Origin of the sequence: Pseudundibacterium arcticum, assembly GCF_042646465.1 — a bacterium.
Taxonomy (GTDB): Bacteria; Pseudomonadota; Gammaproteobacteria; order Burkholderiales; family Burkholderiaceae_D; genus Undibacterium_A; species Undibacterium_A arcticum.
Window position 1 is genome coordinate 51348 of record NZ_JBHRTP010000007.1, and the last position, 14503, is coordinate 65850.

Sequence of the window (14503 nt, forward strand, 5' to 3'; positions counted from 1 at the left end):
GCCGCAGTCGATCGTGTTGTACACGATTAGCACCAACCCGCAATACCAGCGCATCGACCATGCGCTGGTATTTCCTTTTCATTTTTCACATCGTCAAAAGCCATCATGAAACCTGAAAACACGCAGCCAGCACCCAGCTCCCCAACCGCCAGCCGCAAACGCTGGCGCATACCACTCGCGGCACTGATCCTGATCGGCGCCACCGGCGGCGGATGGATGATGATGCACGCAAAAAAATCCGCTGCAAAAGAACAGGCCGAAGCCAAATCGGGGGACAGGCAGCCGACCGTGTTCGAGCTTGCCGCCGGCGATGTCGCCACCATCGACGCGCGCGAATTGCGCGTGACGCTGCCGGTTTCAGGTTCGTTGTTGCCACTAATGCAGACCACGGTCAAGGCCAAAGTCGCAGCCGAGGTGCGCGAGACCCTGGTGCAGGAAGGCATGAAGGTAACGCGCGGCCAGATCATTGCGCGGCTCGACAGCGCCGACCTGCGCGCGCGCGTCGCGACCCAGCAAGCGGCGCTGGACGAGGCCACGGCCAAGCTGTCATTGGCCAGCAAGAACAATGACACCAATCAGTCGCTGTTGAAGCAGAACTATATTTCGCAGAATGCGGTAGACACCGCGCATAACAGCGTCGAACTGGCGCGTGCCAGTCTCAAGTCGACCTCGTCGCAGCTCGAGATTGCCCAACGTGCGCTGGACGACGCCGTGATCCGCGCACCGATCGACGGCATCGTCAGCAAACGCCACCTGCAGACCGGCGACAAGGCGTCGCCCGATTCGGCGCTGTTCTCGATCGTCAATCTGGCGCAGCTGACCTTGGAAGCACAGGTACCGGCCAGCGAGATCCCGCGCATCCGGCCGGGCCAGGACGTCGGCTTCCATGTCGATGGATTCGCCGGCCGTCAGTTCTCCGGCAAGGTGGCGCGCATCAACCCGACCACCGAGGCCGGTTCGCGCGCAATGCTGGTGTATGTGTCGGTGCCGAACGCCGACGGCGCCCTGCGCGGCGGCATGTTCGCCAAGGGCAGCATCACCACCGAACGCTCGCCGGTGATGCCGCTGGTGCCGATGGCGGCGCTGCGCACCGAAAAAGGCCAGCAGGTGGTCTACAAGATCGAAGGCGGCAAGGTGGTGGCGCAGCCGGTCAGGCTGGGCCTGCGCAATGAGGACGAAGGCTATGCCGAAGTGACGGCGGGCCTGGACAAGGGCGCCAGCGTCATCATCTCCAAGCTCGACGACGTCAAGCCGGGCAGCCAGGTCAAGCTGTCCACGCCGCCGCCGGCTGCCAAGGCGGCCATGGTGGGCACGCTGGCGCAAAAGGGCTAAACCATGTGGATCACTAAAACCAGTATCCAGAACCCGGTGTTCGCCACCATGGTAATGGTGGCGCTCGTCGTTCTCGGCCTGTTCTCCTACAAGGGCCTGGGCCTGGAAAGCATGCCGAGCGTCGAATTCCCGTTCGCCGCGATTGAGGTGCAGTATCCAGGCGCCTCGCCGGAAGCGGTGGAAAACGACATCACCCGTCCGATCGAAGACATCGTCAACACCGTCAGCGGCATCAAGACCATCCGCGCCAACTCGTGGGAAGGCCGGGCCGGGGTCTATCTGGAATTCGAACTATCCACCAATATGGACAAGGCGATGCAGGATCTGCGCGACAAGGTGGCGCTGGTGCGTCCGCGCTTCCCGAAAGAAGCCAAGGATCCGTTCATCGCGCGCGCCGAAGGCGACAATGAGCGCGCGATTGCGCAGCTGAGCCTGACCGCCAGCCACCATACGCTGCGCGAGCTGTCGACCATGACCGAGCAGACCATCACCAAGCGCTTCCAGAGCGTGGCCGGGGTCGGCCAGGTCAAGCTGAGCGGCACCACCGCGCGCCAGATCCTGATCAGCCTGAAGCCGAACGACATGACGGCCCAGGGCATCGGCGTCGATGAAGTGATCCGCGCGATCCAGGCCGCCAACACCAATCTGCCGGCCGGCAGCATCAGCTTCGGCGCCGCCGAGCAGCTGGTGCGGGTCGAGGGCAAGATGAAGGATGCGCGTGAATTCAACAAGATCATCGTGGCGCGCCGCGCCAACGGCCCGGTCTACCTGGAACAGGTGGCCAAGGTGGTCGATGGCGAGCAGGAAGAGCTGTCGATCTCGCGCCTGAACGGCGAACGCGCGATCTCGATCGAAATCACCAAGGTGCAGGACGCCAACGTGGTCGAAGTGGGCACCGGCATCCAGCGCGTCGTCGCCGAGCTACAGAAATCGCTGCCGTCCGACATCAAGCTGCGCCTGATGAACGACGAATCGGAACGGGTGCAGAGCCAGCTCAACAACGTCAAGGAAACCATTGTGGAAGGCGCGATCCTGACCATGGTGATCGTGTTCTTGTTCCTGCACTCCTGGCGCAGCACCATCATCACCGGCCTGACCCTGCCAATCTCGGTGATGGCCAGCTTCATCGCGATGAAGGCCTTCGGCTTCACCTTGAATTTCCTGACCCTGATGGCGCTGTCGCTGTGCATCGGCCTGCTGGTCGACGACGCCATCGTGGTGCGCGAGAACATCGTACGCCACCTCGGCATGGGCAAGAACCACCTGAAGGCGGCCAACGACGGCACCAATGAAATCGGCCTGGCCGTGATGGCCACCACCTTCGCAATCGTTGCCGTGTTCGTGCCGGTGGCCTTCATGAAGGGCATCATCGGCCGCTTCTTCCTGCAGTTCGGAATTACCGTGGCAGTAGCGGTGCTGGTGTCGCTGTTCGTCAGCTTCACGCTCGACCCGATGCTGTCGTCGGTGTGGCGCGATCCGGTCAAGGACCGCTTCAAGTATGCGCCTTGGCTGGGCCGCTTCATGGCTTGGATCGAACACCGCATCGACCAGCTGCACCTGGTGTACGGCAAGGTGCTGGGCGTGGCGTTGCGCTGGCGCAAGCTGACCCTGACTACGGCGCTCGCGCTGTTCGTCGGCAGCATCATGCTGGTGCCGCTGATAGGCGGCGAGATGTTCCCGGAAACCGACCAGGGCTGGATCAACCTGCGCTTCAAGACGCCAGTCGGCTCCAGCCTGGAATACACCGACATCAAGGTGCACCAGATCGAGGACGCGCTGAAGGGCTTCCCTGAAATCGAAAGCCTGCTGGCCGTGGTCGGCACCCAGGACGGCCGCAACACCGCGCGCGTCGACCTCAAACTGACCGACGTCAAGGTGAAGAAGCGCCACTCGCAGAAGGAGCTGGAAAAGCTGATCCGCGAGCGCCTGCAACCGATCGCCGGCATCACCCTGTCGGTCGGCCAGAAACCGATCTTCATCGCGATCCTGGGCACCGACGAAGGCAAGCTGGACGACGTGGCCCATCGCCTGATGGACAAGATGCGCAACATCAAGGGCGTGGTCGACCTGGAATACAGCCAGGAAGGCGCCAATCCGTCGACCACGATCAAGATCAACAACGAACTGGCCAGCGACCTGGGCCTGTCGGTGCAGCAGATCGGCAGCGCGCTGCGTCCGTTTGTGGCGGGCGACACGGTCAGTCACTGGCTGGCGGGCGACGGCCAGAACTACGACGTCAATGTGCAGCTGCCCAAGTCCGGCCGGCAGAAGATCGCCGACCTGGCCGACCTGTCGCTGGCCTCCAGCAAGATCGGCGCAGACGGCAAGCCGATCATGATCCCGCTGCGCCAGGTGGTCGAGTTCGTGCCGTCGTCCAGCCCGCAAGTGCTGAAACGCCAGGCGCTGCAACGCCGCGTGGCGGTCTACGCCGGGGTCGAAGGCCGCCCGAACGGCGACGTCGACAGCGATGTGCAGAAAGCCATCAAATCGATCGAGCTGCCGGCCGGTGTGCGCTTCGACGTGGCCGGCAGTGCCCAGCAGATGCAGGAAACCATGGCCGGCGCCATGATGGCGCTGGGGATCGCGGTGATCTTCATCTACCTGGTGCTGGCCTCACAGTTCGGCAGCTTCCTGCAGCCGATCGCGATCATGGTGTCGCTGCCGTTCTCGCTGATCGGCGTGCTGCTGGCGCTGCTGATTACCGGCAGCACGCTGAACATCTTCTCGGTGATCGGCTTCATCATGCTGATGGGCCTGGTGACCAAGAATGCAATCCTGCTGGTCGATTTCACCAACCATGCGCAGCGCGAAGGCCAATCGCAGCACGATGCGATCCTGACTGCCGGACAGGTACGCCTGCGGCCGATTCTGATGACCACGCTGGCGATGATTTTCGGGATGTTGCCGATGGCGCTCGGTCTGGGCGATGGCGGCGAGCAGCAGGCGCCGATGGGACGCGCGGTGATCGGCGGCATCATCACCTCGACCGTGCTGACGCTGGTGGTGGTGCCGGTAGCGTACTCGTATCTGGACAGCTTCGGCAAGCGGGTGCTGCGTTACCTGAAGGGCGCGCATCCGCATACCCACGACGAGGTGGCGGCGGTGACGACGGCTGCTGCGGAAGCCTGATTAACAGGGACCAATTCGCGACCAATCCGCGACCAATTCCGATCACCGAAAAAATAAAACCGGGGGCGCCGATGATGGGCGCCCCCGGTTTTGTATTGGCCGCCGCGCTTGGCGATGTACAGGCCGTGATCGGCCAGCTTCGCCGCCTGCGACCATGACATCAGGCGCGGTGGCTGCAGCAGGAACGGGGAACAGGCAAACCGATCGAACAGGTTGTCGGGATTGCGCGGCCGTGTGATTCAGTCTGGACATTTCCATGTGGCGGCCTTCTCCCAAGTACAGCAAACACTGGGACAGACTGATGGATGCTTTATTGCAGTGACAGTACTGACGGCAGGTCGATGCGGGGCCAGCAAGCATCGAACATGGTAACTGAGGCATGCATCAAACTCATACCCGCCAGAATCCGTCTGCCGGAGGTAGAACCGCCGTGGCATGGCGGTGCTGGGACCGGCTCATTCGATGTGCGGCGAGATGTTGCCGCATTGAAATTTTACGCCGCGTCGGGCGGTTCCACCGCCGGCGCTGCCGGTTCCGGATTTTCGTCGGCCGGCGCATTCTGCCGTTCTTGCTTGCGTTTTAATTTTTCTTCAGTCTTGCGTTTCTTTTCCAGTTCCTTCTGGCGTTTTTCATATTGAAAATTTGTTTTGGCCAATTTGCATTCCTTTCAGTAATACGAGGGCGTGTTGACCTTTAATTTGAGTGTGCGAACGAGTCTAAACAAGTGCAGGGCTAGGCGCAGCACGCGCCGCAGTGCGAGCACTGTAAGCGGGCTGCAACAACGCCATGCGCCTGTTTAGACCCGTTCCCTCCGGGTTCAAGCCAAAACGCGCGCTGGACTGCGTTGCGCGTCTTGCTAAGGCACCAGCCTTAGCCGCACCGCACGCCTTGCCAGCGCGCGTTTTGGCTTGAACGCATCGCCCAAATTAAAGGTCAACACGCCCTAGTGTGTCGCAGTAACGCAGCGAAGTGTCCTCATTATCGCTCATATCGCTCACTCGCCGGCCTTGCTACTGCTGCCGCCAAGGGCATCGGCCGCGCCGCCGCCGCGCGGATGATGGTCGGCGTGCAATTTCTTCAGCCGTTCACGGGCGACGTGCGTATAGATTTGTGTGGTCGAAATATCGGAGTGGCCCAGTAGCAGCTGCACCACCCGCAGATCGGCGCCGTGATTCAGCAAGTGGGTAGCGAATGCGTGCCGCAACGTATGCGGTGACAGCGGGGTCTCGATCGCGGCGGCCAGTTTGTATTTTTTAATCAGTATCCAGAACATCTGGCGCGTCATCGGTCCGCCGCGCGCGGTGACGAATAGCGCGTCGTCGATCTGGCCGCCCAGGATCGCCGGCCGCGCTTCTTTCAGGTAGCGTTCGATCCAGCTGCGCGCCTCGGTGCCGAACGGCACCAGCCGCGTCTTGCTGCCCTTGCCGGTGACGCGCAGCACGCCCTCGTTCAGACCGACTTCGACCGATTGCAGCAACACCAGTTCCGATACCCGCAGACCGCTGGCATACATCAGCTCCAGCATGGTGCGGTCGCGCAAACCGAGCGCGGTGTCGGTATCGGGCGCAGCCAGCAGGGCTTCGACCTGCGCCTCCGACATGGTTTTCACATGGCGCAGTGGCTGCGTGGCGGCTTTGAGGTGCAGGCAGGGATCGACGCTGATCCTGTTTTCACGCAGCGCCATCTGGTAAAAACGCCGCAGCACCGCGAGCCGCCGGTTGGCCGAAGTCGGCTTGGAGCTGGCATGCTTGGCCGCGATATAGGCCGCCAGATCGTCACCATCGGCCAGATAGAGACTGTGGCCGCGCTGGTGGTCCAGCCATAGCGCACACAGCCGCATGTCGCGGCGGTAGGCGTCGAGCGAATTTTTGGCGAGGCCGTCTTCCAGCCACAAGGTTTCGCAAAAATCGTCGATCGCCGCCTGATCAGCAACCGTCAGAGCCCCTGTCATCAATAACCCTCGACGCCTTCATGGCCCAGCAGCCAGCGCTTGACGCCAAGATGGAAGCCGGTCTCATCGTCGTGGTGCGAAAAGCCGCCCAGCCCGCCCGACGCGGTCACCCGATGACACGGGATCACGAGCGGAAACCAGTTCGCGCCGCAGGCCTGCCCAACGGCACGCGGCGCCGACTGGATGTGCTTGGCGACCTGGCCATAAGTGCGCACCTCGCCACGCGGAATCGATGCGATCGCGGCCCACACCTTGTGCTGGAATGCGGTGCCGACTTCGGCCAGTGGCAGGTCGAAACAAAAATCGGGTTCGACCAGATAGCGCTCGATTTGCCTTGCGGCAACTTCCGCCAATTGGTCGGTCGGCGATTTCTCATCAAAGGTCGATGGCAGGTACACCAGCTCGCGCAGCACGCCGGCTTCGGTGCGGATGCCGATGGCACCAAACGGCGCCTCGACGATGGAGGAAAAGAATTCCGTGGCTTGACTGTTCTTCATAGCTCGAAGCATAAAACAAAAAAGGCGCATCTTGCGATGCGCCTTTAAAACCATCTTGAGTATTCCCGGCCGTTTATTGACAAGGTTTACAGCGCCTTGCCCTAACCGCATCATGTGAATACCTGTCTCCTCGAACTAGCTCGGTATCGATACCGTTTTATGCCCACCACCCTCTTTTGTGCCGTGTCTGGACCCGTGCAAAGCATTCAGAATGGCCGCAAGGATACCGCGCATCTGCCTAATTTTTCAACAACTTTCGCACAGTCGCAAAACTGTTGTAAATTTGCGAATACTATCGATAGACCAGGTTCGGTAACCACAAGGAAATCTGCGGCACATAGGTGATCAATGCCAGGAATGCCAGCATGGTCAGCAGCCACGGCATCACGGCCATGGTCAGCTCGGTAATGCCCATCTTGGTGATGCCGGACGCCACATACAGATTGAGACCGACCGGCGGATGGCACAGGCCGACTTCCATGTTGACCACAATCAAGATACCGAAATGGATCGGGTCGATGCCCAGCTTCATCGCGACCGGAAACAGGATCGGCGCCATGATCAGCACGATCGATGAGGGCTCCATCACATTGCCGGCCAACAACAGCAACACGTTGACGACCAGCAGGAACGGCACCACGCCCAAGCCCTTGTTGGTGATCCATTCGGCCATCACCTGTGGAATGTTTTCGCTGGTCAGCAAGAACGAAAACAGCACCGCGTTGGTAATGATGTACAGCAACATTGCCGACATCGCAGCCGAGTCCAGCAGCACCTTCGGCACCTTCTTCAACCCCATGTCCTTGTAGACAAAGACCGCGACGAAAAACGCGTACACCGCCGCCATCGCCGCCGCCTCGGTCGGGGTGAACACGCCGCTGTAAATACCGCCCATCACCACGATGATCAGCAACAGGCCCCAGATACTGTCCTTGAAAGTGCGCCAGCGCATCGCCCAGCTCGCTTTCGGCAGGCGCGGGTAGTTATTCTTGCGCGCCAGGAACCAGGTGGTCAGGCCGAGCAGTGTCGCCAGCAGCAGGCCGGGAATCACGCCGGCCATGAACAGCGCACCGACCGACGTATTGGTCGAGACCGAATACATCACCATCACGATCGACGGCGGAATCAGGATGCCGAGCGCGCCCGACGTGGTAATCACACCGGCGCCGAATCGCTTTGGAAAGCCCTGCCTGACCATCGCCGGCAGGATGATCGAGCCGATCGCCACCACCGTCGCCGGCGACGAACCCGACACTGCGGCAAACAGTGCGCACGCCATCACGCCGGCCAGTGCGAGCCCGCCGTGCCAATGGCCGACCATCGCCGTGGCGAAGTTGATCATGCGGCGCGCCACGCCGCCGTGCGTCAGGAAATTGCCGGCCAGGATGAAGAACGGGATCGCCATGATCTCGAACCTCTCGATGCCGGTGAATAATTTCAGCGCGACCGATTCAATTGGCACCGTCGTCATCGTAAACAGGAAGGTCAGCACGGTCAGGCCGAGCGAAATCGAGATCGGCATGCCGGTCAGCATCAGCGCGAACAAGAGTACGAAGATGATCAAGGCATTCATCGCTTGGTCCCTGTGCCAGAGCCGGAACCGCTGCCCTGCACCGACGCGGGCGCCAACTCATGCGCCAACTCATGCTCCAGCCCCTCGACATGCGCATGGTCGTGTTTCGGCAACACCCCGGTTGTCAGGAACTGCCAGGTCACCTGCAGGAAACGGAACGACATCAGGTAGGAGCCGAGCGGCACCGCCAGATATACGATCCACATCGGCACTTCCATGTCGGCCGAGGTTTGATCGGTGTGGCCCATCTCCCACACAAACTTGGCGCCGAGGCTGCCGACGATGCCGGTAAATGCGGCGCCGGCCAGCAGGCCGAATATGATGAATTTATTGCGCCAGCGCTGATCCAGCTGGTTGATCAGCACGTCGACGCCGACGTGGATGCCGGTGCGCACGCCGTAAGCCGCGCCGAACTTCGCCATCCAGACGAACATATAAATGCACAATTCCTGCGCCCAGCTGGTGTTGAGCTTGATCAGCGCATCCTGCACCACCGGAATCGGCAGGCCAGACCCAAAGCGGTGCAGTACCGTGATGAAGATCACGACCGTCGCAGCTGCCATCAGCGATGCGATCAGCCATTCTTCGAGGTGGTCGAGGAATTTCATGGACACTTTCGATAGCCGATTCTTTGCTTACCGGGAGCTCCTTCCCCTTCAAGGGGAAGGTTGGGATGGGGATGGGTTATGAGCCGCACCGTTGACAACCCATCCCCACCCCGGCCCTCCCCTTGAAAGGGAGGGTGAAAATGGAGCTGAGCTTGACTCGGATGCCCCATCCCCACCCCGGCCCTCCCCTTGAAAGGGAGGGTGAAAATGGAGCTGACCTTGACTCGGATGCCCCATCCCCACCCCGGCCCTCCCTTGCTTACGGCGTTCGCAAGGCGGCTCCTTCCCCTTCAAGGGGAAGGTTGGGATGGGGATGGGTTGTGAGCAGCACCGTTGACACCCATCCCCACCCCGCCCTCCCCCTTGAAGGGGAGGAAGTGCCAACAGTCGGCGATGGTCATCAATGATTGGTCGGCGCTAGCCCTTCGTCTACTTGTAACCCAGCGCGACCGCTTCCTTGTTGATCGACGCAATCAGATCCTTGCCGATCCGGCCTTCCATCTGTTTTTGCACCGGCAGCAAGGTCCTGCGCCACTCGGCCTTTTCCTTGTCGTTGAGCACATAGATGGTCGATTTGCCGGATTTTCTGACCGCTTCCATTGCCGCGTCGTTTTCCTGCTGCGCGATGGCATTGGCATACTTGGTCGCGTCTTTCATCGCGCCGTCGAGCGCGGTGCGGATGTCGGCCGGCAGACCGTCCCAGAACTTCTTGTTGACGATCACCGCATAGCCGAGATAGCCGTGATTGGACACGGTCACATGCTTTTGTACCTCATGCATTTTCTGGGTGTACAAGTTGGACGGCGGATTCTCGGTGCCGTCCACCACCCCGGTCTGCAGCGCCTGGTATACCTCGGAGAACGCCAGCACCTGCGGGTTGGCGCCCAGCGCCCGCATCTGCGCGTCGAGTACCTTGGACGACTGGATGCGCATCTTCAGGCCCTTGAAATCGGCCGGCGTATGCAATGGCTTGTTGGCCGACATCACCTTGAAGCCATTGTCCCAGTAGCCCAGGCCGATAATGCCTTTCGGCTCCAGCTTCTTCAGCAGGTCCTTGCCGATCGGGCCTTCGGTCACGCGGTACAGCACGTCCTTGGCCGGGAAAATATAGGGCAGGTCGAACACCTCGAATTCCTTGACCCCGAGCGGGCCGAACTTGGCCAGCGACGGTGCCAGCATCTGCACCGCGCCGAGCTGCAGCGCCTCCAGTTCTTCCTTGTCCTTGTACAGCTGGCTGTTCGGGTACAGCTCGACCTTGACCCGACCCTTGGTGACTTTTTCGGCGAGTTCCTTGAAGCGCTCGGCGGCCTTGCCCTTGGGCGTGTCGTTGGCCACCACGTGGCTGAATTTGATCACGATCGGTGCCTGGGCCAGCGCATGACCGCTGACCAGGGCCGACACCGACAACGCGAGCAGCAAGGACTTCAATTTCATGGCCGGGCCTCCTTGGATTGTTATGGAATTGATATTGAGAACAATGGCATATTGTCTGCAGCCCTCCGCGCGCTCACAAGTGTGGATAACCACAGCCACGCACCGGCCCGGCAGCTGCGGCAGCCGGCTTCTACCGCATCCATGCGGTAGATATTTTTGTCGGAGTATATCTAACAGTCGCTTATATTAATTGCGCTACCAGACAGAAGTTACTACCAGTATATATACGGCTCCTGATTATCGCCAAGTTTGGTGCGCATCTTGCCTCACACCGCTGCGCTTGTCTTACACTAACGCCCATGAAGCAATCCCGATTTCAGTTTCGCTGGCCCAAGCGCAGACACGCATTGCGCTGGCTCACGCCCATCGTGCTGGTGCTGTTATTTCTGGCGGTGCTGCTGTGGCTGCCGTGGCAGGCGCAACAGATGGAAGCCAACGAGCGCCAGGAACAGCTGATCGCCGACACCTTGTGGGTCGAGCAGACTATCCGCTTCCAGCTTGGACGCGACGAAGACGCCATCCGCCTGACGGCAAACGAAATCACGACCGGCAGCGTATCCGAGAAAAAGTTATGGGAACGGATGACCGCGCTGCTGAGCAACAATCGCGAGTTGTACCGGGTGGTGTGGCTCGATGCCGACGGCGGGCTGATCAGCTCGACCGCCGACATGCCGATCGCCCTGAAGGATTTTTCAGCACCATCCCGAGTGGCGGCGGAGACCGCCCGCGGCAGCCGCAAACCGCGCTACAGCCAACCCGCGCCGGCAGCCGGTCAGAAGGGGCCGATGCTGATGGACTACCACGTGCCCCTGTACGTCGGCGATCAATACGTCGGCAGCCTGATCGGCAGCTACCTGGTGGCCGACATCCTCGATGAAATGGTGCCGTGGTGGTTCGCCCAGGAAAACGAGATCAGGCTGGTCGACAACGATGAGAACACCATCGCCCAGCGCGCGTCCGGCGGCATCGGCCGTGGCGTCTACACGCACCAGCGCGCGCTCGATCTGCCCGGCGTATCGCTCAGCCTGCGCACCAACAGCATCAAGACCGCCGCCAGACTGCTGCCGAATCTGCTGGTCGGCTCGGTCATCGCGCTCGCGCTCGGCCTGATCTGGAGCCTGTGGGCGCTGTGGCGCGACATCAACCGGCGCCTCGCCGCCGAAGGCGCGTTGCGGCGCCAGGTATTGTTTCGCAGTGCGATGGAAAATTCGCTGGTGACCGGCCTGCGTGCGCGCGACCTGGAAGGACGCGTGATCTACGTCAATCCCGCGTTTTGCCGGATGGTCGGGTATTCGGCCGAGGAGCTGCTAGGCCGCTTGCCGCCGATGCCATACTGGGCGCCGGAGGTGATGGACGAATATCAGCAGCGCTTCGCCCAAGTACTGGCCGGCACCATCACGCCACAATTCGAGACGGTGTTCCAGCGTGCCAGCGGCGAGCGCTTCGCGGCCCTGATCTTCGAGGCGCCGCTGATCGACGACACCGGCAAGCAAACCGGCTGGATGGGTTCGATCCTCGACATCAGCGAGCGCAAACAGGCCGAGGAACTGAACCGGCGCCAGCAAGAAAAATTGCAGGCGAGCGCGCGCCTGGCGACCATGGGCGAGATCGCCTCGACCCTGGCACATGAGCTGAACCAGCCGCTGGCGGCAATCTCGAGTTACATGACCGGGGCGCTGAACCTGCTGGCAGCGGGCCAGGCCGCCGCCAGTCAACTGAAGCCGGCGCTGGAAAAGGCCAGTGCGCAGGCGCAGCGTGCCGGCAATATCATCCGCAGCGTCCATACCTTCGTCAAGAAGCGCGAAGCGAGCCGCTGCCCGGTCGACATGGCGGCGCTGATCGACAGCCTGATGCCGCTGATCGAGCTGCAGGCGCAGCCCTTCTTCGTCGCGCTCAAGGTCCGCATCGCACCCGATTTGCCGCCGGTGCTGGCCGACCGCGTGCTGCTCGAGCAGGTGTTGCTGAACCTGACCCGCAACGGCATCGAAGCGATGCAAGACAGCCCGCCGTCACGACGCATTCTGCGCATCGTGGCCGGCTGGTCCAACGACACTCCGGCACAGGTGGTGGTGTCGGTGATCGATCAGGGCCATGGCATCCCGGCCGACGTCGCCGAACGCCTGTTCTCGCCGTTCTATTCGACCAAGGCCGAAGGCATGGGGATGGGATTGAACATCTCACGCAGCGCCATCGAATTCCATGGCGGCACGCTGACCTACCTGGACAACCCGAACGGCGGTACCATCTTCCGTTTTTCGTTACCGGCAATTTTGCCCGGCACATCGCAACACCCGCCACCAAACCCTGCGATGGACCCGGCCCCGACGACCGTACCGGAGCAGTCGGCCAGCGGACAGTCAATCACACATAAGGACAGTTAATGCTGCACATCATCGACGACGAAGAAGCGGTCCGCGACTCCCTCAGCTGGCTGGCGCAGTCCTGCGGCATCGCCGCCACCGTGCACGACAACCCGGAAAAATTTCTGGCCTGGGTGACGACCGACATCGTTTTCGATCCCTCCGGCGACTGCGTGCTGCTCGACGTGCGGATGCCGGGCATGAGCGGCATTGCGCTGTTCGATGCGATGGCCGCGCGGGGATTGACGCAAAGGCTGCCGGTGATCTTCCTGACCGGCCACGGCGACGTGCCGATGGCGGTCGACAGCCTGAAGCGCGGCGCCTTCGACTTTTTTGAAAAGCCGTTCAACGACAACAAGCTGATGGAGCGGGTGCAGGAGGCATTGGGCGCGTCGCTGCAGGCCGGCACGCGCGCGGCGGTGCATGCGCGGCTGGCGACGCTGTCGGCGCGCGAACGCGAAGTGCTGGACCTGATCCTGATCGGCAAGATGAACAAGGTGATCGCCGACAAGCTCGGCATCAGCATGCGCACCGTCGAAGTACACCGCGCGCATATTTTCGACAAGATGAACGTCAAGACGGCAGTTGAATTGGCTGGCTTGCTAAAGTAAACACCATATACAACAAGCATCGAACGTCGATGAGATATCGATGCGATGTCGCCGAAATCCTGGTGAACTGCCGATGACGATTGCCACCCTGCTGCTGCCCGATTTCAGCCTGATCCTGATCGGTTTCATCCTGATCCGGGTCACCGACTGGGGCACAGAGTTTTGGATCGGCCTGGAAAAATTCGTCTACTTCCTGCTGTTTCCGGCGTTGCTGTTTTACTCGACCGCCCGCACCACATTCGATTTCCTGACCGTCGGCAAACTGGTGCAGACAGCGCTGGCGGCGCTCGCGCTCGGCATCGCCTGCGGCTGGCTGGCCAAGCCACTGTTTCGGCCCGGCGCGATGCTGTTCGAATCGGGCGTGCAAACCGCGTTCCGCTTCAACTCCTACATCGGGTTAGCGCTGGCGTCACGCTTGGCCGGCGAGCACGGTACCGCCTTGATGGCCGTGCTGATCGGCTTTGCCGTACCGCTGTGCAATGCCGCGGCGGTCCATGCGCTGGTGCACAAAAGCGGCGGTTTGCTGAAAGAACTGGCGAAAAACCCGCTGCTGATCGCCGCCGCCGGCGGCACCGCCTACAGCCTGCTAGGTCTGCAACTGCCGGAAGTGGCGGGCGCCATCCTGTCGCGCATGGGCAGTGCATCGATCGCGTTAGGGTTGATCGCAGTCGGCGCCGGGCTGCGCCTGTCCGGCCTGCATCAAGCCAGGGGTCTGGCGGCCTACTTCTTTGCCGTAAAGTTGTTGCTGGTGCCGGCAGCGGCATTCATTCTGGGGCGCTGGGCCGGTTTGCCGCAACCGCAGTTACAGATCGTCGTCATCTTCTGCGCCCTGCCGACCGCATCGAGCTGCTATGTGCTGGCCGCCCGGCTGGGCGGCAACGGCCCGTATGTCGCCTTCCTGGTGTCGGCCAGTACCTTGCTGTCGGTCGCGACGCTGCCGTTGTGGCTGGCGCTGGTGCATTGATCCGCACCGGAATGGGAGAAATACGGGAGTATAGGAAAAATTAG

The 14503-nt window shown here is 61.5% G+C and carries 11 protein-coding genes; 5 read left to right on the forward strand and 6 right to left on the reverse strand.

Annotated elements, in window-relative coordinates; all coding sequences use genetic code 11:
• Nucleotides 1-105: 105 nt before the first annotated feature.
• Together ACFOFO_RS02765 and ACFOFO_RS02770 are read left to right on the forward strand one after the other, a co-directional pair.
• Nucleotides 106-1332 (forward strand): efflux RND transporter periplasmic adaptor subunit, encoded by a 1227-nt coding sequence (locus ACFOFO_RS02765; protein ID WP_390322599.1) that lies wholly within the window; start codon nucleotides 106-108, stop codon nucleotides 1330-1332.
• Between the two features lie 3 nt (nucleotides 1333-1335).
• Nucleotides 1336-4461, forward strand: a complete 3126-nt coding sequence (locus tag ACFOFO_RS02770; protein WP_390322598.1) for an efflux RND transporter permease subunit — start codon at nucleotides 1336-1338, stop codon at nucleotides 4459-4461.
• A 493-nt stretch (nucleotides 4462-4954) separates the two neighbouring features.
• Here the strand turns inward: ACFOFO_RS02770 and ACFOFO_RS02775 are convergent, their stop codons facing one another.
• From ACFOFO_RS02775 to ACFOFO_RS02800, 6 genes are all read right to left on the reverse strand, one after another.
• The gene (locus tag ACFOFO_RS02775; RefSeq protein ID WP_390322597.1) at nucleotides 4955-5116 is read right to left on the reverse strand and encodes a hypothetical protein; all 162 of its coding nucleotides are present in this window, start codon (nucleotides 5114-5116) and stop codon (nucleotides 4955-4957) included.
• Nucleotides 5117-5455: 339 nt separating this feature from the next.
• Nucleotides 5456-6412, reverse strand: coding sequence for a site-specific tyrosine recombinase XerD (gene xerD / locus ACFOFO_RS02780; protein WP_390322596.1), 957 nt, complete (start codon nucleotides 6410-6412; stop codon nucleotides 5456-5458).
• Nucleotides 6412-6909, reverse strand: a complete 498-nt coding sequence (locus ACFOFO_RS02785; RefSeq protein ID WP_390322595.1) for a methylated-DNA--[protein]-cysteine S-methyltransferase — start codon at nucleotides 6907-6909, stop codon at nucleotides 6412-6414. The genes xerD and ACFOFO_RS02785 overlap by 1 nt, the downstream gene beginning before the upstream one ends.
• 292 nt (nucleotides 6910-7201) lie before the next feature.
• Nucleotides 7202-8482, reverse strand: a complete 1281-nt coding sequence (locus tag ACFOFO_RS02790; RefSeq protein WP_390330798.1) for a TRAP transporter large permease — start codon at nucleotides 8480-8482, stop codon at nucleotides 7202-7204.
• Nucleotides 8479-9090, reverse strand: coding sequence for a TRAP transporter small permease (locus ACFOFO_RS02795; RefSeq protein ID WP_390322594.1), 612 nt, complete (start codon nucleotides 9088-9090; stop codon nucleotides 8479-8481). Before ACFOFO_RS02795 ends, ACFOFO_RS02790 begins: the two co-directional genes overlap by 4 nt.
• A gap of 429 nt (nucleotides 9091-9519) precedes the next feature.
• A complete protein-coding gene (locus ACFOFO_RS02800; RefSeq protein WP_390322593.1) occupies nucleotides 9520-10524 on the reverse strand; it encodes a TRAP transporter substrate-binding protein in 1005 nt (334 codons plus the stop codon).
• A gap of 299 nt (nucleotides 10525-10823) precedes the next feature.
• On the opposite strand from ACFOFO_RS02800, the gene ACFOFO_RS02805 reads away from it, so the two are divergent.
• From ACFOFO_RS02805 to ACFOFO_RS02815, 3 genes are all read left to right on the forward strand, one after another.
• Nucleotides 10824-12905 (forward strand): PAS domain S-box protein, encoded by a 2082-nt coding sequence (locus ACFOFO_RS02805; RefSeq protein WP_390330799.1) that lies wholly within the window; start codon nucleotides 10824-10826, stop codon nucleotides 12903-12905.
• Nucleotides 12905-13495, forward strand: a complete 591-nt coding sequence (locus tag ACFOFO_RS02810; protein ID WP_390322592.1) for a response regulator transcription factor — start codon at nucleotides 12905-12907, stop codon at nucleotides 13493-13495. Before ACFOFO_RS02805 ends, ACFOFO_RS02810 begins: the two co-directional genes overlap by 1 nt.
• A 73-nt stretch (nucleotides 13496-13568) precedes the next feature.
• A complete protein-coding gene (locus ACFOFO_RS02815; protein ID WP_390327880.1) occupies nucleotides 13569-14459 on the forward strand; it encodes an AEC family transporter in 891 nt (296 codons plus the stop codon).
• The last annotated feature ends 44 nt before the right edge of the window (nucleotides 14460-14503 follow it).